The following is a 19,993-nucleotide window of genomic DNA, read 5'->3' as shown; positions in this document are numbered from 1 at the left end:
AGGCTGAGCGTCATCACTCGCCCGCCACCTGGCGCAGCGATTGCGCCGGGGTGTCGCCGAGGTTGTTGAGCAGGCGCTCGCTGTACCAGTCGAGGAAGTTGATCACGCCGAACTCGTAAGTTTTCGAGTACGGGCCGGGCTGGTAGGCGCTGGAGTTGATGCCGCGCTGGTTTTCCTCGGCCAGGCGACGATCCTGGTCGTTGGTGGCGTCCCATACCTGACGCAGGCGGGCGACGTCGTAGTCGACACCCTCGACCGCATCCTTGTGCACCAGCCACTTAGTGGTGACCATGGTCTGCTGCGCGCTGATCGGCCACACGGTGAAGACGATCAGGTGATCGCCCATGCAGTGGTTCCACGAGTGCGGCAGGTGCAGGATGCGCATGGAGCCCAGGTCCGGGTCGGTGATGCGGCCCATCAGTTTCTTGCAGCCCTGCTTGCCGTCCATGGTCATCGACACGGTGCCCTTGAGCAGCGGCATGCGCACGATGCGGTTGCGTAGGCCGAAGCTGGCGTGGGCGTAGGGGATCTTGTCCTTGTCCCAGCGGGTGGTGCATTCGGCCACCTGATCCTTGAATGCCTGGCTGGCGCGCGGATCGGTGACGTCATCCCATTCCAGCAGGGTGTTGAGCAGTTCCGGGTGCGAACCATTGCAGTGGTAGCACTCGCGGTTGTTCTCGAGTACCAGCTTCCAGTTGGCTTTTTCCATCAGGGTGGACTGCACGGCCACCTTGGCGTTCTCCATGTCGTAGGGTTCCATGTAATGCGCCAGGGTGGCGAGGAACTCGTCGATGGCCGGCGGGTTTTCCGCCAGGGAGATGAAGATGTAGCCGCCGGCAGTCTTGCACTGCACCGGCTTCAGGCTGTAGTCCTTGAGGTCGAAGTCGGCGCCCATTTCGGTACCAGCGAACAGCAGGCGGCCGTCCAGCTCGTAGGTCCACTGGTGGTAGGGACAGACCAGCTTGGCGACCTTGCCCTTGTCCGAGACGCACAGGCGCGAGCCGCGGTGACGGCAGACGTTGTGAAAGGCATGGATCTGGCCTTCGGCGCCGCGGATGACCAGGATCGGGTTATCGCCGATCTGCAGAGTGAGGAAGTTGCCCTTGGCCGGGATTTCGCAGGTCATGCCGGCGATCAGCCATTCCTTGTGAAAAATCTCCTGCATGTCGACCTGGAACAGGCGCTCGTCGCTGTAGAACGGCTGCGGCAGGGAGAATGTGTGGTCGCGCTCGTGCAGCATCTGTGCAGTGGCCTTGCGGACGGGCTCCAGCGGGTCGCCCAGGCTCAGGTTTTGGGTGCAGTCCATGGTGGCTCCTCATTGACGAACGCTTTGCGTCCGCCGGAAATAGTGGCTGATACGGTATGTGCCGCAAGGTCTCGATCTATCGCTGCCGCCTGCAGTGGGCGCACATGCTTGGTGAGGCGGAGTGTGGAGCCGGCAAAAGGTAAAACCTTATCCATGGGCGACATGGCCAGATTCGTTTCCGACGCGCCAACCCCCGTGCTATCGGGCAGGTCGCGATAAGCATGCGGATGTCGCAAGTAGATAAATGACCAGCGGCGGCCTTTCGCACAATCCGCCGCATATTGGCCGATATCCGGCCGCGTGGAGAGCCGTTCATGAGCACCAACGCCTTCCTCAACCCGGTTACGACGCAGACCTGGACCAACGGCCGCCATCTGGTGCGTTGCGTCAAGGTGATCCAGGAAACCTGGGATGTGCGCACTTTCTGCTTCATGGCTGATCAGCCCGTGCTGTTCTTCTTCAAACCGGGGCAGTTCGTCACCCTGGAGCTGGAGATCGACGGCCAGCCGATCATGCGTTCCTACACCATCTCCAGCTCGCCGTCGGTGCCCTATAGCTTCTCCATCACCATCAAGCGGGTGCCGGGCGGCAAGGTGTCGAACTGGCTGCACGACAACCTCAAGGAGGGCGACGAGGTGCCGGTGCATGGGCCGGTCGGGCTGTTCAACGCCATCGACTTTCCTTCCGACAAGGTGCTGTACCTTTCTGGTGGGGTCGGCATCACGCCGGTGATGTCGATGGCGCGCTGGTTCTACGACACCAATGCCAATGTCGACATGATCTTCGTGCACAGCGCCCGCTCACCCAAGGACATCATCTACCAGCGTGAGCTGGAACACATGGCGGCGCGCATCAACAACTTCAGCCTGCACGTGATCTGCGAGAAGCACGGCCTGGGCGAGTCCTGGGCCGGTTATCGCGGTTATCTGAACAAGCCGATGCTGGAGTTGATGGCGCCGGACTTCCTTGAGCGCGAGATATTCTGCTGCGGGCCGACGCCCTACATGGCGGCGGTCAAGCGTCTGCTCGACGCCGCCGGTTACGACATGAGCCGCTACCACGAAGAAGCCTTCGGCCCGACACCGCCGGAGATTCGTGCCGAGGTCAAGGAGCTGGCTGCCGAGGCCGCCGATGCGCCAGAAGTGCCGGTTGGCGAGCTCAATCAGGTGGAGTTCACCAGCACCGGCAAGAGCATTCGCGTGGCGCCGGGCGAAACCGTGCACTCCGCCGCTGCCAAGCTTGGCCTGCATATCCCCAAGGCCTGCGGCATGGGTATCTGCGGTACCTGCAAGGTGATGAAAACCGCTGGTGAGGTGGAAATGGAGCACAACGGTGGCATCACCGACGAGGACGTGGCCGAGGGCTACATCCTGTCGTGCTGCAGCGTGCCGAAAGGGGATGTGGCGATCGACTTCTGATCGCCATGTTGGCTGTGAGGGGGCTGGTGCGCGCAGCGCACCCTACGGGTCCGTAGCCCGGATTACATCTGGGCTACGGTCGCGGCTGAAACCCCTCCCGCGAGTGCGCTGCTCAGGCGCTCATCACTTCACGGATATCGGCGGCCAGTTGGCGTACACGGGCTTCGTCGGTATCCCAGCTGCACATGAAGCGCGCACCACCGGCACCGATGAAGGTGTAGAAGCGCCAGCCGCGCGCGGTGAGTGCAGCGATGGCCGGCTCCGAGAGTTGCAGGAATACGCCGTTGGCCTGAACCGGGAACATCAGGCTGACACCGGGTATGTCCTCGACCAGGGTGGCCAGCAACTGCGCGCAGCGGTTGGCATGGTTGGCGTAGTTGAGCCAGACATCGTTCTGCAGGATGCCGACCCAGGGCGCCGACAGGTAGCGCATCTTCGAAGCCAACTGGCCGGCCTGCTTGCAGCGGTAGTCGAAGTCCTCGGCCAGCGCCTTGTTGAAGAAGACGATGGCTTCACCGACGGCCATGCCGTTCTTGGTGCCGCCGAAGCACAACACATCGACGCCGGCCTTCCAGGTCAGCTCGGCCGGGCTGCAGTCGAGGAAGGCGCAGGCGTTGGAGAAACGTGCGCCGTCCATGTGCAGGTGCAGGCCCAGTTCCTCGCACACCTGGCTGATGGCACGGACTTCTTCCGGGAGGTACACGGTGCCGACTTCGGTGGCCTGGGTGAGGGTGACCACGCGCGGTTTCGGGTAGTGGATGTCCTGGCGCTTGATGGCGATGTCGCGGATCGCCTGCGGGGTCAGCTTGCCGTTCTCGGTCTTGGCCAGCAGCAGCTTGGAGCCGTTGGAGAAGAATTCCGGTGCGCCACACTCGTCGGTTTCGACGTGGGCGGTTTCCGAGCAGATCACGCTGTGGTAGCTCTGGCACAACGAGGCCAGGGCCAGGGAGTTGGCGGCGGTGCCGTTGAAGGCGAAGAACACTTCGCAGTCGGTCTCGAACAGGCGGCGGAAGTGATCAGCCGCGCGCGCCGTCCACTCGTCATCGCCGTAGGCGCGCTGGTGGCCCTGGTTGGCCTCGGCCATGGCGGCCCAGGCTTCGGGACAGATGCCGGAGTAGTTGTCGCTGGCGAATTGCTGGGCATTGTCGGGCATTGGCGCGTTCCTTCTGAAAAGCCTGCCGGCGGGGCTGCCGGCAAAGCGCTCACTTTACTCTGCGGCTGTCTGCCAGGCGTCCGTCGCGGCGACGAGTTGTTGCGCTGATGCGTACTCAGCAGTCGAAGCGTGGCCGGCCGTTCGGCTCGAAAATGGAACTTGAGGCGTTTACAGGGGTTCACACCTACCAGAGGGCGGCATTCGATCCGTCTTCCGCAATCAAGAGAAGGAGTTTCCTATGACTTATCGTCACCTGCTCGCCTTTGCCCTGCCGCTGGCCGTGGCGCTGCCCGTTTCCGCCGCCGAGTGGTCGGATAATGCCAAGAACGAGTTCGTTCAGCAGTGCATCGCTGGCGCACCGGCAGGCTACGAGGAGCCACAACTGCGCGCTTATTGCGACTGCGCTGCGACCAATGTCAGCAAGGAATTCAGCGAAGCCGAATTGCAAGAAATCAGCCGCCAATCCCCGCCTGACCCTGCCATGCAGCAGCGTCTGGTGAATGCCTCCAGCAGCTGTGCTGGCAAGCTCAAGCCGTGAGGCGTCGTTGAGCAAATAGCAGGCGCTGGCGCCGGAGCCCCATGGGCTCTGGCCTGGCGCCATGTTTCCACAGGCCATGCACAGCGGCGCCCACAGTATTTGTGCACAAGCCTGGTCTATCTCTTTGATCCTGTTCGATTTTTAGCCGCATCCCGGCAGGCCGCGGCAGCCCTGGCTGCTGGCCCATGTCGAACAGCCTATGCACAGTGTCATCCACATCTTCTGTGCATATCCCCAACCGATCCTCGTCTTTCGCTCATGTCGCTGGTGGATAAGCCAGGGCGTCTGCGTGGGTGTATGGATATCGAACAGCGCTGCCGAGGCCACGGCTGGCCAAGCCCCTGGCCATCTGTTGACAGCTTTTCCACAGGCTAGTCCACGGCTTCTGTGCATGGTCTGCGTTATTAACTGCTTGATATCGATCAGGAAATGATCTTTTCCCTGGAGTGCCTGCAGGCGCTGGGGCGAGGAGCACTGTGCACGGTTTATCCACAGCTTGATCCCCGTTATTTGTGCGCAAAACAGCGAACTGATCTCGACACGCCTGATTGCGACAAGGCCATGTCGCAAACGAATGCTCTCGCGGCGTTGGCAGGCATTTGAGGGGGCAGGGGCGGCCCTACCATCGCTGCACAGGGCCTTGCCGGCCCGCCCGTCCAAGACCGCCGCCTTCAGGCGCTGCAGGAGAGTCGAGATGTTCAGCAAGCAGGATCAGATTCAGGGTTACGACGACGAGTTGCTCACGGCGATCGATCAGGAGGAGCGCCGCCAGGAAGAGCATATCGAGCTGATCGCTTCGGAGAACTACTGCAGCCAGCGGGTGATGGAAGCGCAAGGCAGCGGCCTGACCAACAAGTACGCCGAAGGCTATCCGGGCAAGCGTTACTACGGTGGCTGCGAGTACGTCGACAAGGTCGAGCAGCTCGCCATCGACCGCGCCAAGGCCCTGTTCGGCGCCGACTACGCCAACGTCCAGCCGCACTCCGGTTCTTCGGCCAACAGCGCCGTGTACCTGGCTCTGCTCAATGCCGGCGACACCATCCTCGGCATGAGCCTGGCCCATGGCGGTCACCTGACCCACGGTGCCAAGGTGTCGTCTTCGGGCAAGCTGTACAACGCTGTGCAGTACGGGCTGGATACCGCCACCGGGCTGATCGACTACGACGAGGTCGAGCGCCTGGCCGTGGAGCACAAGCCGAAGATCATCGTCGCCGGCTTCTCCGCTTACTCCAAGACCCTGGATTTCCCGCGCTTTCGCGCCATCGCCGACAAGGTTGGCGCGCTGCTGTTCGTCGACATGGCGCACGTCGCCGGTCTGGTCGCCGCCGGTCTGTACCCGAACCCGATTCCCTTTGCCGATGTGGTCACCACCACCACCCACAAGACCCTGCGCGGCCCGCGCGGCGGCCTGATCCTGGCCAAGGCCAACGAAGAGATCGAGAAGAAGCTCAACTCCGCCGTATTCCCCGGTGCCCAGGGTGGCCCGCTGATGCACGTGATCGCGGCCAAGGCCGTGTGCTTCAAGGAAGCCATGGAGCCTGAGTTCAAGACCTACCAGCAGCAGGTCATCGACAACGCCCAGGCGATGGCCAGGGTGTTCATCGAGCGTGGTTACGAGGTGGTCTCCGGTGGCACCGACAACCACCTGTTCCTGCTCAGCCTGATCAAGCAAGGCCTGACCGGCAAGGAGGCTGACGCCGCCCTTGGCCGTGCCGGCATCACCGTGAACAAGAATGCCGTGCCCAATGACCCGCAATCGCCGTTCGTGACCTCGGGCATCCGCATCGGTACGCCAGCCGTCACCACCCGTGGCTTCAAGGTTGCCCAATGCCAGGCGCTGGCCGGCTGGATCTGCGACATCCTCGATCACCTCGGCGATGCCGATGTCGAGGCGCAGGTGGCCAAGCTGGTGGCCGGGCTGTGCGCGGATTATCCGGTGTATCGCTAAGCCAACCCTCTCCCCCGGCCCCTCTCCCGCAAGCGGGAGAGGGGAGTAGAACCCTGGAGCATGCCCATGCAACGTTATTCCGGCTTCGGCCTGTTCAAGCACTCGTTCAGCCACCATGAGAACTGGCAGCGCATGTGGCGCAACCCGACACCCAAGCCGGTATACGACGTGGTCATCGTCGGCGGTGGCGGTCACGGCCTGGCCACGGCCTACTACCTGGCCAAGGAATTCGGCGTGAAGAACGTCGCCGTGGTGGAGAAGGGCTGGCTCGGTGGCGGCAACACCGCGCGCAACACCACCATCGTGCGTTCCAACTACCTGTGGGACGAGTCGGCGCAGCTCTACGAGCACGCGATGAAACTGTGGGAAGGGCTGTCGCAGGACATCAACTACAACGTCATGTTCTCCCAGCGTGGCGTCTACAACCTCTGCCACACCCTGCAAGACATGCGTGACGCCGAGCGCCGCGTCAGCGCCAACCGCCTCAATGGTGTGGATGGCGAACTGCTCGATGCCAAGCAGGTCGAGGCGGAGATTCCCTACCTCGACTGCAGCAAGAACACTCGCTACCCGGTGATGGGTTCCACCGTGCAGCGTCGCGGTGGTGTGGCCCGTCACGATGCCGTGGCCTGGGGTTATGCGCGTGCCGCCGATGCGTTGGGCGTCGACCTGATCCAGAACACCGAGGTGATCGGTTTCCGCAAGCAGAACGGCGCGGTGATCGGCGTGGAAACTAACAAGGGCTTCATCGGTGCCAAGCGCGTCGGTGTGGTCACTGCCGGGAACTCGGGGCACATGGCGGGGCTCGCCGGCTTCCGTCTGCCGCTGGAGTCGCACCCGTTGCAGGCGTTGGTGTCCGAGCCGATCAAGCCGATCATCGACAGCGTGATCATGTCCAACGCCGTGCATGGCTACATCAGCCAGTCGGACAAAGGCGACCTGGTCATCGGTGCCGGTATCGACGGTTACAACGGCTACGGCCAGCGTGGTTCCTACCACACCATCGAGCACACCCTGCAGGCCATCGTCGAGATGTTCCCGGTGCTCTCGCGGGTGCGCATGAACCGCCAGTGGGGCGGCATCGTCGACACCTGCCCGGACGCCTGCCCGATCATTTCCAAGACCCCGGTGGACAACCTGTTTTTCAACTGCGGTTGGGGTACCGGTGGCTTCAAGGCCACGCCGGGTTCGGGTCACGTGTTCGCTGCCAGCCTGGCCAAGGGCGAAATGCACCCGTTGGCCAAGCCGTTCTCCATCGATCGTTTCCACACCGGCGCACTGATCGACGAGCACGGCGCTGCGGCGGTGGCTCACTAAAAGGTCGCGTGCAGCGCGACATCTGATGACCCTCTCCCGCTTGCGGGAGAGGGTGCCCGAAGGGCGGGAGAGGGTGGTTCGGCCAACGCCGTAGCCTTCTCCCCCGACCCCTCTCCCACAAGTGGGAGAGGGGAGACAAGATAAACCCCGTTGGCATCTGCGAGCGGGGAGTGTTTCAGGAGGCCACCATGCTGCACATCTTCTGCCCCTACTGTGGCGAACTGCGCTCCGAAGAGGAATTCCATGCCAAGGGCCAGGCGCATATCGCCCGCCCGCTTGACCCTGACGCCTGCAGCGATGCTGAGTGGGGCGAGTACATGTTCTTCCGTGACAACCCGCGCGGCATTCACCACGAGTTGTGGGTGCACGCGGCCGGTTGCCGCAAGTATTTCAACGTCACCCGCCACACCGTGACCTACGAGATCCTCGAGACCTACAAGGTCGGCGAGAAACCGTCGGTCACTGCGGCTGGGGCCACCGACAAGCAAGCCGTGGCAGAAGGAGTAACGGCATGAGCCAGGTCAATCGTCTTGCCAAGGGCGGTCGCATCGACCGCAGCCAACCGCTGAGCTTCACCTTCAACGGCCAGACCTACCAGGGTTTCGCCGGCGACAGCCTGGCCGCCGCGCTGCTGGCCAACGGCGTCGACATCGTCGGTCGCAGTTTCAAGTATTCGCGGCCACGCGGCATCGTCGCGGCGGGCGCCGAAGAGCCCAACGCCGTGCTGCAGATCGGCTCTAGCGAAGCCGCGCAGATCCCCAACGTGCGTGCCACTCAGCAGGCGCTGTACAGCGGTCTGGTGGCCAGCAGCACCAACGGCTGGCCAAGCGTCAACACCGACCTGATGGGTATCCTCGGCAAGGTTGGCGGCGGCATGATGCCGCCCGGTTTCTACTACAAGACTTTCATGTATCCGCAGAACCTGTGGATGACCTACGAGAAGTACATCCGTAAGGCCGCAGGCCTGGGCCGTTCGCCCACCGAGGTCGACCCGGATATCTATGACCAGATGAACCAGCACTGCGACGTGCTGATCGTCGGCGCCGGCCCTGCCGGCCTGGCTGCCGCATTGGCGGCCGGCCGCAGCGGTGCGAGAGTGATCCTCGCCGATGAGCAGGAAGAGTTCGGTGGCAGCCTGCTCGACACCCGTGAAACCCTGGATGGCAAGCCTGCCGCCGAATGGGTAGCGCAGGCCATCGCCGAGCTGAAGACGCTGCCGGAAGTCACCCTGCTGCCACGCGCCACAGTCAACGGTTACCACGACCACAACTTCCTCACCATCCATCAGCGTCTAACCGATCACCTCGGTGAAGTCGCTCCGATGGGGCAGGCCCGTCAGCGCATGCACCGCGTGCGTGCCAAGCGTGTGGTGTTGGCCAGTGGCGCCCACGAGCGGCCGCTGGTGTACGCCAACAACGATGTGCCCGGCAACATGCTGGCTGGCGCCGTGTCGACCTACGTCCGCCGTTATGGCGTGGCACCTGGGCAGGAACTGGTGCTGTCGACCAACAACGATTATGCCTACCGCGTGGTGCTCGACTGGCTCGATGTCGGGCGCAAGGTGGTGGCTGTCGCCGATGCACGCAGCAACCCGCGCGGCGCCTGGGTCGAGGAAGCACGTGCACGTGGCGTGCGCATCCTCACCGGCAGCGCGGTGGTCGAGGCGCGCGGCAGCAAGCGCGTGACAGGCGCGCGTATCTGCGCCATCGATACCAAGGCACACAAGGTCACCAGCCCCGGCGAAGTGGTCGACTGCGACCTGATCGTCAGCTCCGGCGGTTATAGCCCGGTAGTGCACCTGGCTTCGCACCTGGGCGGTCGCCCGGAGTGGCGTGAAGACATCCTCGGTTTCGTGCCGGGGCCGGGTAACGGTATCCAGCAGCGCATCGACGCCGGTGCGGTGAATGGCGTGTTCGCCCTCGGCGACGTACTCGCCAACGGTTTCGAGGCCGGCGCCAAGGCAGCTGCCGAGGCTGGTTACAAGGCCGTCAGCGGCAGCCTGCCGCAGGCCGAGGCGCGCCAGGAAGAGCCGATGCTGGCGCTGTTCCAGGTGCCGCACGACAAGTCCACGGCGCGTGCGCCCAAGCAGTTCGTCGACCTGCAGAACGACGTCACCGCTGCCGGTATCGAGCTGGCGACGCGTGAAGGCTTCGAGTCGGTCGAGCACGTCAAACGCTACACCGCACTGGGTTTCGGCACTGACCAGGGCAAGCTGGGCAATATCAACGGCTTGGCCATCGCCGCGCGTTCGATGGGCATCAGCATCGTGCAGATGGGCACCACCATGTTCCGTCCGAACTACACCCCGGTGACCTTCGGCGCCGTGGCTGGCCGGCACTGTGGTGCCCTGTTCGATGCCAAGCGCTACACCGCGATGCAGGCCTGGCACGTGAAGAACGGCGCCGAGTTCGAGGACGTCGGCCAGTGGAAGCGCCCCTGGTACTTCCCGAAAAATGGCGAGGACCTGCATGCCGCCGTGGCCCGTGAGTGCCTGGCCGTGCGCAACAGCGTGGGTATTCTCGATGCCTCGACCCTGGGCAAGATCGACATCCAGGGCTCGGATGCCCGTGAGTTCCTCAACCGTGTCTACACCAACGCCTGGACCAAGCTGGACGTGGGCAAGGCGCGCTACGGCCTGATGTGCAAGGAAGACGGCATGGTCTTCGACGACGGCGTCACCGCCTGTCTGGCCGACAACCATTTCGTCATGACCACCACCACCGGCGGCGCTGCCCGCGTGATGGAGTGGCTGGAGATCTACCACCAGACCGAATGGCCGGAGCTGAAGGTGTATTTCACTTCGGTCACCGACCACTGGGCGACCATGACCCTGTCCGGCCCCAACAGCCGCAAGCTGCTGGCCAAGGTCACCGACATCGACCTGGACAAGGACGCCTTCCCCTTCATGAGCTGGAAGGAAGGCCTGGTCGGCGGCGTGCCGGCGCGGGTGTTCCGCATCTCCTTCACCGGCGAGCTGAGCTATGAAGTGAACGTGCAGGCCGACTACGCCCTGGGCGTGTGGGAGCAGATCATCGAAGCCGGCAAGGAGTTCGACCTGACCCCTTACGGCACCGAGACCATGCACGTGCTGCGGGCCGAGAAGGGCTTCATCATCGTTGGTCAGGACACCGACGCCTCGGTGACCCCGGACGACCTCAACATGGGCTGGTGCGTCGGCCGCACCAAGCCGTTCTCCTGGATCGGCAAGCGCGGTATGAACCGCGACGACTGCCTGCGCGAAGACCGCAAGCAGCTGGTCGGGCTGAAACCGGTCAACCCGAACCAGGTGCTGCCGGAAGGCGCGCAACTGGTGTTCGACCCGAAACATTCCATCCCGATGCAGATGGTCGGCCACGTCACCTCCAGCTACATGAGCGCGGCCATGGGTTACAGCTTCGCCATGGCGGTGGTCAAGGGCGGTCTCAAGCGCATGGGCGAGCGTGTGTTCGCGCCGCTGGCCGATGGCAGCCTGATCGAAGCCGAAATCTGCAGCTCCGTGTTCTATGACCCGAAAGGGGATCGCCAGAATGTCTAACGTCAACGTCTACCAACAACGTCCCGCCGACATCGCCGGGCAGTCGCCGCTGCATCACGCCGGCCTGCATGAGCTGGTTGGCAAGGGCCGCAAGAACGCCGGCATCACCCTGCGCGAGAAGAAACTGCGCGGGCACTTGGTCATTCGTGGGGATGTCAAGGACGCTGGCTTCTCCGGCGGTGTGCACAAGGCCCTGGGCCTGGAGCTGCCGGTGGCGCTGACCCTGGTAGCCGACGGCGACACCTCACTACAGTGGCTGGGCCCGGACGAGTGGCTGCTGATCGTGCCTGGCGGCAGCGAGTTCGAGGTCGAGCGCAAGCTGCGTACAGCGCTGGACGGTCAGCATTTCTCGGTGGTCAACGTCAGCGGCGGGCAAACCCTGCTGGAGCTGTCCGGGCCGAAGGTGCGCGAGCTGCTGATGAAGTCCAGCAGCTACGACGTGCACCCGAGCAACTTCCCGGTCGGCAAGGCGGTAGGCACCGTGTTCGCCAAGTCGCAGCTGGTGATTCGCCACACCGGCGAAGAGACCTGGGAGCTGGTGATTCGCCGCAGCTTCTCCGACTACTTCTGGTTGTGGCTGCAGGATGCCAGCGCCGAGTACGGTCTCGCCGTTGAGGCCTGATATCGAACGGCTCCCTCTCCCCTCTGGGGAGAGGGCTGGGGAGAGGGGAAGGGCGGATAGCGTTGTACCGGCGGCCCTCTCCCCCGGCCCCTCTCCCGCAAGCGGGAGAGGGGTGAAAATCATCGGAGTTTGTTATGAGCCGCACCCCCGACACCTGGATTCTCACCGCCCATTGTCCGAGCGTGCTCGGCACCGTGGACGCGGTCACGCGCTTTCTCTTCGAGCAGCGCTGCTACGTCACCGAGCATCACAGCTTCGATGATCGGCTGTCCTCGCGCTTCTTCATCCGCGTCGAGTTCCGCCAACCGCAGGACTTCGATGAAGCCGCCTTCCGCGCCGGCGTGGCCGAGCGTCTGGCGCCCTTCGACATGCAGGTCGAGCTGACCCCGCCGGGCTATCGCGCCAAGGTAGTGTTGATGGTGTCCAAGGCCGACCACTGCCTGCATGACCTCCTGTATCGCCAGCGCATCGGCCAACTGGCTATGGACGTGGTGGCGGTGGTGTCCAACCATCCCGATCTCGAGCCGCTGGCGCGCTGGCACGGCATTCCCTACCACCATTTTCCGCTCGACCCGGCCGACAAGCCGGCGCAGGAGCGCAAGGTGCTGCAGGTGATCGAGGACACCGGCGCGGAGCTGGTGGTGCTCGCCCGCTACATGCAGGTGCTGTCGCCGGAGCTGTGCCGCAAGCTGGACGGCTGGGCGATCAATATTCATCACTCGCTGCTGCCCGGCTTCAAGGGCGCCAAGCCCTATCACCAGGCCTACCAGAAGGGCGTCAAGCTGGTCGGCGCCACGGCGCACTACATCAACAACGACCTCGACGAGGGGCCGATCATCGCCCAGGGCGTGGAGGCGGTGGATCACGCCCACTACCCCGAAGACCTGATCGCCAAGGGCCGCGACATCGAATGCCTGACCCTGGCCCGCGCGGTCGGTTACCACATCGAGCGCCGCGTGTTCCTCAACGCCAACCGCACGGTGGTGCTCAACGCCTGAACGCATCGCCAACCCGAATATTTGGTGGGCTAAAGCCCACCCTACGGTAACGACGCTATTCGTAGGGCGGGCTTTAGCCCACCAGTCGCAACGAAGAACTCTATTGGTGGGCTGAAGCGGATCGCCGCCCGGCCCAACCTACGGAACCCGCCCTGCCAGGTATTACCGGCGGTTTCCGGCAACAGACGCAACAAGCTCCAGTGCAAGGCAGCGTGGCCAATCGGTCGCGTCTTGTGTCCACAACAAGAAAGGAGAGTTACGCATGTCTGGTAATCGTGGTGTGGTTTATCTCGGTACGGGCAAGGTCGAAGTGCAGAAGATCGACTACCCGAAAATGCAGGACCCGCGCGGCAAGAAGATCGAGCACGGGGTCATCCTCAAAGTCGTTTCCACCAATATCTGCGGCTCCGACCAGCACATGGTGCGTGGCCGTACCACCGCGCAGGTCGGCCTGGTGCTGGGTCACGAGATCACCGGCGAGGTGATCGAGAAGGGCCGTGATGTCGAGCGCCTGCAGATCGGTGATCTGGTTTCCGTGCCGTTCAACGTCGCCTGCGGCCGCTGCCGTTCGTGTAAGGAACAGCACACCGGCGTCTGCCTGACCGTCAACCCGGCGCGTGCCGGCGGTGCCTACGGCTACGTCGACATGGGCGACTGGACCGGCGGCCAGGCCGAGTATGTGCTGGTGCCTTACGCCGACTTCAACCTGCTCAAGCTGCCGGATCGCGACAAGGCCATGGAGAAGATCCGCGATCTGACCTGCCTGTCCGACATTCTGCCCACCGGCTATCACGGTGCGGTCACTGCCGGTGTTGGCCCAGGCTCCACCGTTTACGTCGCTGGCGCCGGCCCGGTCGGTCTGGCAGCTGCTGCGTCGGCGCGTTTGCTCGGTGCTGCGGTGGTAATCGTCGGTGACGTCAACCCAACGCGCCTGGCGCATGCCAAGGCTCAGGGCTTCGAAATCGCCGACCTGTCCAAGGACACGCCGTTGCATGAGCAGATCGCCGATCTGCTGGGTGAGCCGGAGGTGGATTGCGCGGTCGATGCGGTGGGCTTCGAAGCGCGTGGCCACGGCCATGCGGGTGCGCAGCAGGAAGCGCCGGCCACGGTGCTCAACTCGCTGATGGGGGTCGTGCGCGTAGCCGGCAAGATCGGCATTCCCGGCCTCTACGTCACCGAAGACCCGGGCGCGGTAGATGCGGCGGCGAAGATCGGTAGCTTGAGCATTCGCTTCGGCCTCGGCTGGGCCAAGTCGCACAGCTTCCATACCGGCCAGACCCCGGTGATGAAGTACAACCGCGCACTGATGCAGGCGATCATGTGGGACCGTATCAACATCGCCGAAGTGGTCGGCGTGCAGGTCATCAGCCTGGACGAGGCACCGCGTGGTTACGGCGAGTTCGATGCCGGCGTGCCGAAGAAATTCGTCATCGATCCGCACAAGAGCTTCAGCGCCGCGTGACGGCATGACCTGGGTTTAGTCCCAGGTCGCTACCTTTCACGGCAAAGGCGCAGTTGTTGGCGTCTTCTTTCGGGAGCCTGCGGGCTCCCTTTTTGTTTGTCATGAAGCCGTTGCGGCCTTGCCTTTTTCGCGGCTGAAGTCGCTCCTACCAGGGCGGCGGTTATTGCAGCCCGTACTTCTTCACCTTGTCGAACAACGTGGTCTTGGCCAGGCCGAGCGCCTGCGCGGCCTGGCTGAGGTTGCCGTCGTGGCGCTCCAGCGCGCCAGCCAGCAGGTTGCGCTCGAAGGCTTCTACCGCTTCGTTGAAGCCGGGGCCGTTGCTGTCGGCCAGGCCGCTTTTCTTGAACACCGGCAGCCCCAGGGCGAAACGCTCGGCGACGTTGCGCAGTTCGCGCACGTTGCCCGGCCAGTCGTGCGCCATCAACGCGGCCAGGGTGTGCCGATCCAGTTCCGGCACGCCGCGGTCGAAGCGCAGAGCGGCGAGTTGCAGGAAGTGTTCGAACAGCAGGGCAATGTCCTCGCGGCGTTCACGCAGTGGCGGCAGTTCCAGGGTCACCACGTTGAGGCGGTAGTAAAGGTCGCTGCGAAACTCGCCGCGCTTGCCCAACTCGTCGAGGTCGGACTTGGTGGCGGCGATTACCCGGCAGTCGACCCTGATCGACTGGTTCGAACCCAGGCGCTCCAGGCTGTGCTCCTGCAGAACGCGTAGCAGCTTGATCTGCAGTCCCAGCGGCATGCTCTCGATCTCGTCGAGGAACAGGCTGCCACCGTCGGCGTGTTCGATCTTGCCGATGCGCCGTTTGCCGGCGCCGGTGAAGGCGTGCGCCTCGTGGCCGAAGATTTCGCTCTCGAACAGGCTCTCCGGCAGGCCGCCGCAATTGAGTGCGACAAACTGCTTGTTCTGCCGCCGGCTGAAGTCATGCAGGCAGCGCGCGATCAATTCCTTGCCGGTGCCGGTTTCGCCCTCGATCAACACGTTGGCGTTGGTGTCAGCGACGTTGGCGATCAGCTCCCTCAACTGTTGCATGGCCGGCGAGCGGCCGATGATGCGTTGTTCCAGCGCCTGACGGCCGGCCAGTTGGCGGCGCAGGGCGCTGACTTCACGGGCCAGGCTACGTTGTTCCAGAGCGCGGCGGGCGACGTCCACCAGGCGTTCGGGGGAGAAAGGTTTTTCCATGAAGTCGTAGGCACCGTCACGCATCGCACTGACCGCCATGCCAATATCGCCGTGACCGGTGATCAGCACCACCGGCAGGCTTGGGTCACGCTGCTTGAGGCGGGTGAGCAGCTCCAAGCCGTCGATGCCGGGCAGGCGAATATCGCTGACGACGATGCCGGCGAAGTCCGCATCGACCTGCGCCAGCGCTTCCTCGGCGCTACTGACACCAATGCTGTGAATTTCCTCCAGCGCCAGGGCCTGCTGGCAGCCGAGCAGCACATGGGGATCGTCTTCGACGATCAGGACGGTGAGGCGGTCGCTCATGCGTTGGGCTCTCGCGGGTAGGGCAAGCTGAGGATGAAGGCGGTGCCGCCTTCTTCGGGGTGGCGTACGGTGAGGCTGCCACCGGCCGCGGCGGCAAGGCTGGCGGAAAGAGTCAGGCCGAGGCCAAGACCCTGCTCGCCGGGTTTGGTGGTGAAGAAGGGTTCGAACAGGTGCACGCGGGTTTCCGGGGCAATGCCGGGGCCGTTATCGCGGACCTCCAGGCGGTAACCGTCGTTGTCGGCGCTACCGCTTAGCCACAGTTGCCGGTCGACCTGGTCGCGCATGGCGTCGAGGGCGTTGCTGATCAAATTGACCAGAATCTGCTCCAGGCGAATCTGTTCGATGGCCAGGCGCACCTCGTCCTGCTCCGGGGGCAGATAGTCGCGATGGATCTTCATGCTGGTGCGTTGCAGGCGCGGGTGCAGGAGCAGCACGGCCGCATCCACAGCCTGTTGCAGCGAGGCCTCGCCGCTGTCGCCGGTGCGGCGGGCGAAGGCGCGCAGGCTACCGGTGATCTTGCCCATGCGGTCGACCAGCTCGGCGATGTTCTGCAGGTTGCTGCTGGCGACATCCAGGGCGCCGCGCTGGAGAAAGCGCACGGCATTGCCGGACAGCGTGCGCAGCGCCGCCAGCGGCTGGTTCAGCTCATGGGCGATGCTGGTGGACATCTGCCCGATCACCGCCAGCTTGCCGGCCTGCACCAGTTCGTCCTGGGCCTGGCGCAACGTGGTTTCGGCCTGCTTGCGCTCGCGCACCTCGGCTTGCAGGCGTTCATTGCTGGCCTGCAGGTCGGCGGTGCGCTCGGTGATCTTGCGTTCCAGCTCGTCGTTGGCCGCTTGCAGTGCCTCGCGGGCGGCTAGGCGGGTGGCGATGACCTTGCGGCGCTCGTTCCAGGCGATCAGCAGGAAGGCCAGCAGGGCCGCCGCCACGGCTGCCAGCGTGCCGTGGCTCATAGCCGCACTGCGTTGTTCCTGCAGTGGGCTGAGCAGGGTCAGATGCCAGGGCGTGTCTTCCAGGCGACGTGTTTGCAGCAGGTAGTTGGCGGGCACCCCGGCGGTGGCGAAGCTGACCTGTTCGATGCCGTTGTCCAGCGGCGAGCGGTTGAACAGTTGCAACTCCTCCAGCGCCGCCCAGTGGTATTGCAGGCTGCGTGCGAGGCGCTCCTTGGTCTCATCGTTGAGCGGGCGCACGGCCTTGAGGCGCACCATCGGATCACTGGCGAGGATGATGATGCCGTTCTCGTCGCTGACGTAGGCTTCCAGCAAGGCGCGTTGCCAGCGTTCTTCGAGGGCGTCGAGACGCACCTTGACCACCGCCACGCCGATGATGCGATTGCCGTCGCGCAGACCATGGGCCAGGTAGTAGCCGGGCTCGCCGGTGGTGCTGCCGATGCCATAGAAACGGCCGGGGCGGCCCTTGATGGCGTCCTGGTAATAGGCGCGAAACGACAGGTCTTCACCGAGGTAGCTGTCGGCCTCGTCCCAGTTGCTGGTAGCGATCACCCGGCCGTCCGGATCGAGCACGTAGATGGCCAGGCTGCCGCTGCGCTCGTTGAGCCCCTGCAGGTACATGTTGACGTGATGACGGCGGTAGGCGGTGGGCGCCAGCAGCAGGCGCGAGACATTGCCTTCCAGCTCCAGCAGGCTGGGCAGGTAGGTGTACTTGGTGATTTCGCTTTCCACCGCGCGGGCGTTGAGCTCCAGCTGACGCTCGCCGTTCTCGGCCAGCGCGCGGATACCGGCGCGGTCGCTGATGTGATAGCCGGCGTAGCCGCAGCCAAGCACCAGCAGCAGGAACAGCAGAATCAGCAACAGGTGACGGAGCAGGCGCGGTTTCACGGTCAGATCGGCGCGAGAAGGGGCGGGCAGGCATTGCATCATAGTCCTCCCCAGACTGGCCAGATACCCGAAGTAGGGTGCGCCGCGCGCACCGGCTTGTGGTGCGGAGGCATTGGTGCGCACAGCGCACCCTACCTGTAGCCCGGATGCAATCCGGGGCCACATGTCGTTCAGTGCTGCAGGATCTTCGCCAGGAACTGCTGAGCGCGCTCGGAGCGGGCGTTGATGTCGCCGAAGAACTCTTCCTTGGGGCAATCCTCGACGATCTGCCCGGCGTCCATGAAGATCACTCGGTCGGCGACCTTGCGGGCGAAGCCCATCTCGTGGGTCACGCACATCATGGTCATACCCTCGTGGGCGAGCTGCACCATCACGTCCAGCACCTCGTTGACCATCTCCGGATCGAGCGCCGAGGTCGGTTCATCGAACAGCATCACCACCGGGTCCATGGCCAGGGCTCGGGCGATGGCCACGCGCTGCTGCTGACCACCGGAGAGCTGGCCAGGGTGCTTGTGCGCATGGGCAGCCAGGCCGACGCGCTCGAGCAGGGCCAGGCCCTTCTTCTCGGCCTCGGCCTTGCTGCGGCCGAGCACCTTGATCTGCGCGATGGTCAGGTTCTCGGTGATGGTCAGGTGCGGGAACAGCTCGAAGTGCTGGAACACCATGCCGACGCGCGAGCGCAGCTTGGGCAGGTTGGTCTTCTTGTCGGCGATCGAGGTGCCGTCGACGTTGATGTCACCCTGCTGAAACGGCTCCAGCGCGTTGACGCACTTGATCAGGGTCGACTTGCCCGAGCCGGACGGCCCGCACACCACCACCACTTCGCCCTTCTTCACCTCGGTGCTGCAATTGGTCAGCACCTGGAAGTCCCCGTACCACTTGTTGACGTTCTGGATGGAAATCATACGGCTAACCTTTTTTGCAGGAGCTTGACCAGGCGCGAGGCGGCGAAGCTGATGGTGAAGTAGACCAGGCCGGCGAAGATCAGGAATTCATGGGGCTGGCCGATGATGTCGCCACGCGAACGAGCGGCGTTGAGGAAGTCCATCAGGCCCACGGTGTACACCAGCGAGGTGTCCTGAAAGAGGATGATGCTCTGCTGCAGCAGCAGCGGCGTCATCTTGCGGAAGGCCTGCGGCAGGATGATCAGGCGCATGCTCTGGCCGTAGGTCATGCCCAGGGCCGAGGCAGCGCCCATCTGGCCCTTGGGGATGGCCTGGATGCCGGCGCGGACGATCTCGCAGAAGTAGGCTGCCTCGAACATCACGAAGGCCACCAGGCACGAGCTGAACGCCCCCACCGGTGTGTCTTCGCCGGTGATCCAGCGCAGGATGAACGGCACTGCGAAGTAGAACCAGGTGATCACCAGCAGCAGCGGGATCGAGCGGAAGTAGTTGACGTAGGTGGCGGCGATATTGGCCAGCAGCTTGCTGTGCGACAGGCGCATCAGCGCCAGCAGGGTGCCCAGCACCACGCCGCCGAGCACGCCCAGCACCATCAGCTGCAGGGTCACCAGCATGCCGTCCCACATGCCCGGCAGAGCGGGGATGATTTCGCTGAAGTCCATCATTTACCCCCTACGGAAATCAGGCCCGGCACGGCGACCTTCTTCTCGATCAGGCGCATGATCATCATCAGGCTCATGTTCAGGGTGAAGTAGATCAGCGTGGCCAGGGTGAAGGCCTCGAACAGGTTGGCGCTGAATTCGGCGGTCTGCTTGGTCTGTGCCAGCAGCTCCATCAGACCGATCAGCGATGCCACCGAGGAGTTCTTGAAGATGTTGAGGAATTCGCTGGTCAGCGGCGGAATGATGATGCGGTAGGCCTGCGGCAGCAGCACGTTGGTGTAGATCTGCGGCATGCGGAAACCCATGGCGTAGGCCGCTGCAGTCTGCCCCTTGGGCAACGCCTCGATGCCGGTACGCACCTGTTCGCACACCCGCGCGGCAGTGAACAGACCGAGGCACACCACCACCGACAGGTAGGCCGAGGTGGCCGGGTTGAGATCCTGCTTGAACCACAGCTCCAGCGGCTCGGGCAGCAGATCCGGCACCAGGAAGTACCAGAGGAACAGTTGCACCAGCAGTGGCACGTTGCGGAAGATTTCCACGTAGGCCGTGGCCAGGCCGGACAGCCAGCGGTTCGGCAGGGTACGCATGACGCCGAGCAGCGAGCCCAGCGCCAGGGCGATGATCCAGCCAGCCAGGGCGATGGCGATGGTCCAGCCCAGGCCGGTGATGAACCAGTCCAGGTAGGTCTCGCTGCCGATGCCGGTGGACTTGAAGTAGATACCCCAGTCCCAGTTGTAATTCATTGCAGATTCCCTCTTGTGAGGAAACGATCTGCTGCGCGTCGGCTCTGCTGCGTTAAAAGCAG

The 19,993-nt window shown here is 63.9% G+C and carries 17 protein-coding genes; 10 read left to right on the top strand and 7 right to left on the bottom strand.

From position 1 onward, the window contains the following. Positions 1 to 13: 13 nt before the first annotated feature. On the bottom strand, positions 14 to 1,306 hold the full coding sequence (gene gbcA / locus BM059_RS16175; protein WP_074940014.1) for a glycine-betaine demethylase subunit GbcA: 1,293 nt from the start codon (positions 1,304 to 1,306) through the stop codon (positions 14 to 16). 314 nt (positions 1,307 to 1,620) lie between these two features. On the opposite strand from gbcA, the gene gbcB reads away from it, so the two are divergent. After that, a complete protein-coding gene (gene gbcB / locus BM059_RS16165; protein ID WP_074940012.1) occupies positions 1,621 to 2,724 on the top strand; it encodes a glycine-betaine demethylase subunit GbcB in 1,104 nt (367 codons plus the stop codon). Between the two features lie 112 nt (positions 2,725 to 2,836). On the opposite strand, the gene BM059_RS16160 is transcribed toward gbcB, so the two are convergent. Continuing rightward, positions 2,837 to 3,877, bottom strand: coding sequence for a threonine aldolase family protein (locus BM059_RS16160; RefSeq protein ID WP_074940010.1), 1,041 nt, complete (start codon positions 3,875 to 3,877; stop codon positions 2,837 to 2,839). Positions 3,878 to 4,115: 238 nt separating this feature from the next. Between BM059_RS16160 and BM059_RS16155 the strand changes: the two genes are divergently transcribed. The 9 genes from BM059_RS16155 to fdhA all read left to right on the top strand — a co-directional run bounded on the left by BM059_RS16155 (position 4,116) and on the right by fdhA (position 14,297). Further along, entirely contained in the window at positions 4,116 to 4,415 is a 300-nt protein-coding gene (locus BM059_RS16155) for a hypothetical protein (protein ID WP_074940009.1), read from the top strand. Positions 4,416 to 4,844: 429 nt separating this feature from the next. Further along, a complete protein-coding gene (locus tag BM059_RS25405) occupies positions 4,845 to 5,018 on the top strand; it encodes a hypothetical protein (protein WP_167364578.1) in 174 nt (57 codons plus the stop codon). Positions 5,019 to 5,109: 91 nt separating this feature from the next. Then, on the top strand, positions 5,110 to 6,363 hold the full coding sequence (gene glyA, locus BM059_RS16150) for a serine hydroxymethyltransferase (RefSeq protein ID WP_074940007.1): 1,254 nt from the start codon (positions 5,110 to 5,112) through the stop codon (positions 6,361 to 6,363). Between the two features lie 66 nt (positions 6,364 to 6,429). Further along, positions 6,430 to 7,680, top strand: coding sequence for a sarcosine oxidase subunit beta family protein (locus tag BM059_RS16145; protein WP_037005249.1), 1,251 nt, complete (start codon positions 6,430 to 6,432; stop codon positions 7,678 to 7,680). A 188-nt stretch (positions 7,681 to 7,868) separates the two neighbouring features. Beyond that, positions 7,869 to 8,195, top strand: a complete 327-nt coding sequence (locus BM059_RS16140) for a sarcosine oxidase subunit delta (RefSeq protein ID WP_037003385.1) — start codon at positions 7,869 to 7,871, stop codon at positions 8,193 to 8,195. Next, a complete protein-coding gene (locus BM059_RS16135) occupies positions 8,192 to 11,215 on the top strand; it encodes a sarcosine oxidase subunit alpha (protein WP_074940005.1) in 3,024 nt (1,007 codons plus the stop codon). Before BM059_RS16140 ends, BM059_RS16135 begins: the two co-directional genes overlap by 4 nt. Continuing rightward, the gene (locus tag BM059_RS16130) at positions 11,208 to 11,837 is read left to right on the top strand and encodes a sarcosine oxidase subunit gamma (RefSeq protein ID WP_074940004.1); all 630 of its coding nucleotides are present in this window, start codon (positions 11,208 to 11,210) and stop codon (positions 11,835 to 11,837) included. The genes BM059_RS16135 and BM059_RS16130 overlap by 8 nt, the downstream gene beginning before the upstream one ends. A gap of 134 nt (positions 11,838 to 11,971) precedes the next feature. Continuing rightward, a complete protein-coding gene (gene purU, locus BM059_RS16125) occupies positions 11,972 to 12,835 on the top strand; it encodes a formyltetrahydrofolate deformylase (protein WP_074940001.1) in 864 nt (287 codons plus the stop codon). A 262-nt stretch (positions 12,836 to 13,097) separates the two neighbouring features. Beyond that, complete coding sequence (gene fdhA / locus BM059_RS16120; RefSeq protein ID WP_074939998.1) at positions 13,098 to 14,297, top strand: formaldehyde dehydrogenase, glutathione-independent; 1,200 nt, start codon at positions 13,098 to 13,100, stop codon at positions 14,295 to 14,297. 160 nt (positions 14,298 to 14,457) lie between these two features. Here the strand turns inward: fdhA and BM059_RS16115 are convergent, their stop codons facing one another. From BM059_RS16115 to BM059_RS16095, 5 genes are all read right to left on the bottom strand, one after another. Next, positions 14,458 to 15,780, bottom strand: coding sequence for a two-component response regulator AauR (locus BM059_RS16115; RefSeq protein WP_074939996.1), 1,323 nt, complete (start codon positions 15,778 to 15,780; stop codon positions 14,458 to 14,460). Then, the gene (locus BM059_RS16110; RefSeq protein ID WP_074939993.1) at positions 15,777 to 17,660 is read right to left on the bottom strand and encodes a sensor histidine kinase; all 1,884 of its coding nucleotides are present in this window, start codon (positions 17,658 to 17,660) and stop codon (positions 15,777 to 15,779) included. Before BM059_RS16110 ends, BM059_RS16115 begins: the two co-directional genes overlap by 4 nt. Before the next feature lie 128 nt (positions 17,661 to 17,788). After that, positions 17,789 to 18,523, bottom strand: a complete 735-nt coding sequence (locus BM059_RS16105) for an amino acid ABC transporter ATP-binding protein (protein ID WP_074939991.1) — start codon at positions 18,521 to 18,523, stop codon at positions 17,789 to 17,791. After that, the gene (locus tag BM059_RS16100) at positions 18,520 to 19,188 is read right to left on the bottom strand and encodes an amino acid ABC transporter permease (RefSeq protein ID WP_179526525.1); all 669 of its coding nucleotides are present in this window, start codon (positions 19,186 to 19,188) and stop codon (positions 18,520 to 18,522) included. Before BM059_RS16100 ends, BM059_RS16105 begins: the two co-directional genes overlap by 4 nt. Then, entirely contained in the window at positions 19,185 to 19,931 is a 747-nt protein-coding gene (locus BM059_RS16095) for an amino acid ABC transporter permease (protein WP_074939989.1), read from the bottom strand. Before BM059_RS16095 ends, BM059_RS16100 begins: the two co-directional genes overlap by 4 nt. Positions 19,932 to 19,993: the final 62 nt, after the last annotated feature.

Source organism: Ectopseudomonas composti, assembly GCF_900115475.1.
Classification (GTDB): Bacteria; Pseudomonadota; Gammaproteobacteria; order Pseudomonadales; family Pseudomonadaceae; genus Aquipseudomonas; species Aquipseudomonas composti.
This window is presented reverse-complemented; position numbering and strand designations above follow the sequence as displayed.

Coding starts and splice junctions, on each gene's coding strand:
- gbcA (WP_074940014.1), bottom strand. CDS start 1,306: ATGGACTGCACCCAAAACCTGAGCCTGGGCGACCCGCTGGAGCCCGTC.
- gbcB (WP_074940012.1), top strand. CDS start 1,621: ATGAGCACCAACGCCTTCCTCAACCCGGTTACGACGCAGACCTGGACC.
- BM059_RS16160 (WP_074940010.1), bottom strand. CDS start 3,877: ATGCCCGACAATGCCCAGCAATTCGCCAGCGACAACTACTCCGGCATC.
- BM059_RS16155 (WP_074940009.1), top strand. CDS start 4,116: ATGACTTATCGTCACCTGCTCGCCTTTGCCCTGCCGCTGGCCGTGGCG.
- BM059_RS25405 (WP_167364578.1), top strand. CDS start 4,845: ATGATCTTTTCCCTGGAGTGCCTGCAGGCGCTGGGGCGAGGAGCACTG.
- glyA (WP_074940007.1), top strand. CDS start 5,110: ATGTTCAGCAAGCAGGATCAGATTCAGGGTTACGACGACGAGTTGCTC.
- BM059_RS16145 (WP_037005249.1), top strand. CDS start 6,430: ATGCAACGTTATTCCGGCTTCGGCCTGTTCAAGCACTCGTTCAGCCAC.
- BM059_RS16140 (WP_037003385.1), top strand. CDS start 7,869: ATGCTGCACATCTTCTGCCCCTACTGTGGCGAACTGCGCTCCGAAGAG.
- BM059_RS16135 (WP_074940005.1), top strand. CDS start 8,192: ATGAGCCAGGTCAATCGTCTTGCCAAGGGCGGTCGCATCGACCGCAGC.
- BM059_RS16130 (WP_074940004.1), top strand. CDS start 11,208: ATGTCTAACGTCAACGTCTACCAACAACGTCCCGCCGACATCGCCGGG.
- purU (WP_074940001.1), top strand. CDS start 11,972: ATGAGCCGCACCCCCGACACCTGGATTCTCACCGCCCATTGTCCGAGC.
- fdhA (WP_074939998.1), top strand. CDS start 13,098: ATGTCTGGTAATCGTGGTGTGGTTTATCTCGGTACGGGCAAGGTCGAA.
- BM059_RS16115 (WP_074939996.1), bottom strand. CDS start 15,780: ATGAGCGACCGCCTCACCGTCCTGATCGTCGAAGACGATCCCCATGTG.
- BM059_RS16110 (WP_074939993.1), bottom strand. CDS start 17,660: ATGATGCAATGCCTGCCCGCCCCTTCTCGCGCCGATCTGACCGTGAAA.
- BM059_RS16105 (WP_074939991.1), bottom strand. CDS start 18,523: ATGATTTCCATCCAGAACGTCAACAAGTGGTACGGGGACTTCCAGGTG.
- BM059_RS16100 (WP_179526525.1), bottom strand. CDS start 19,188: ATGATGGACTTCAGCGAAATCATCCCCGCTCTGCCGGGCATGTGGGAC.
- BM059_RS16095 (WP_074939989.1), bottom strand. CDS start 19,931: ATGAATTACAACTGGGACTGGGGTATCTACTTCAAGTCCACCGGCATC.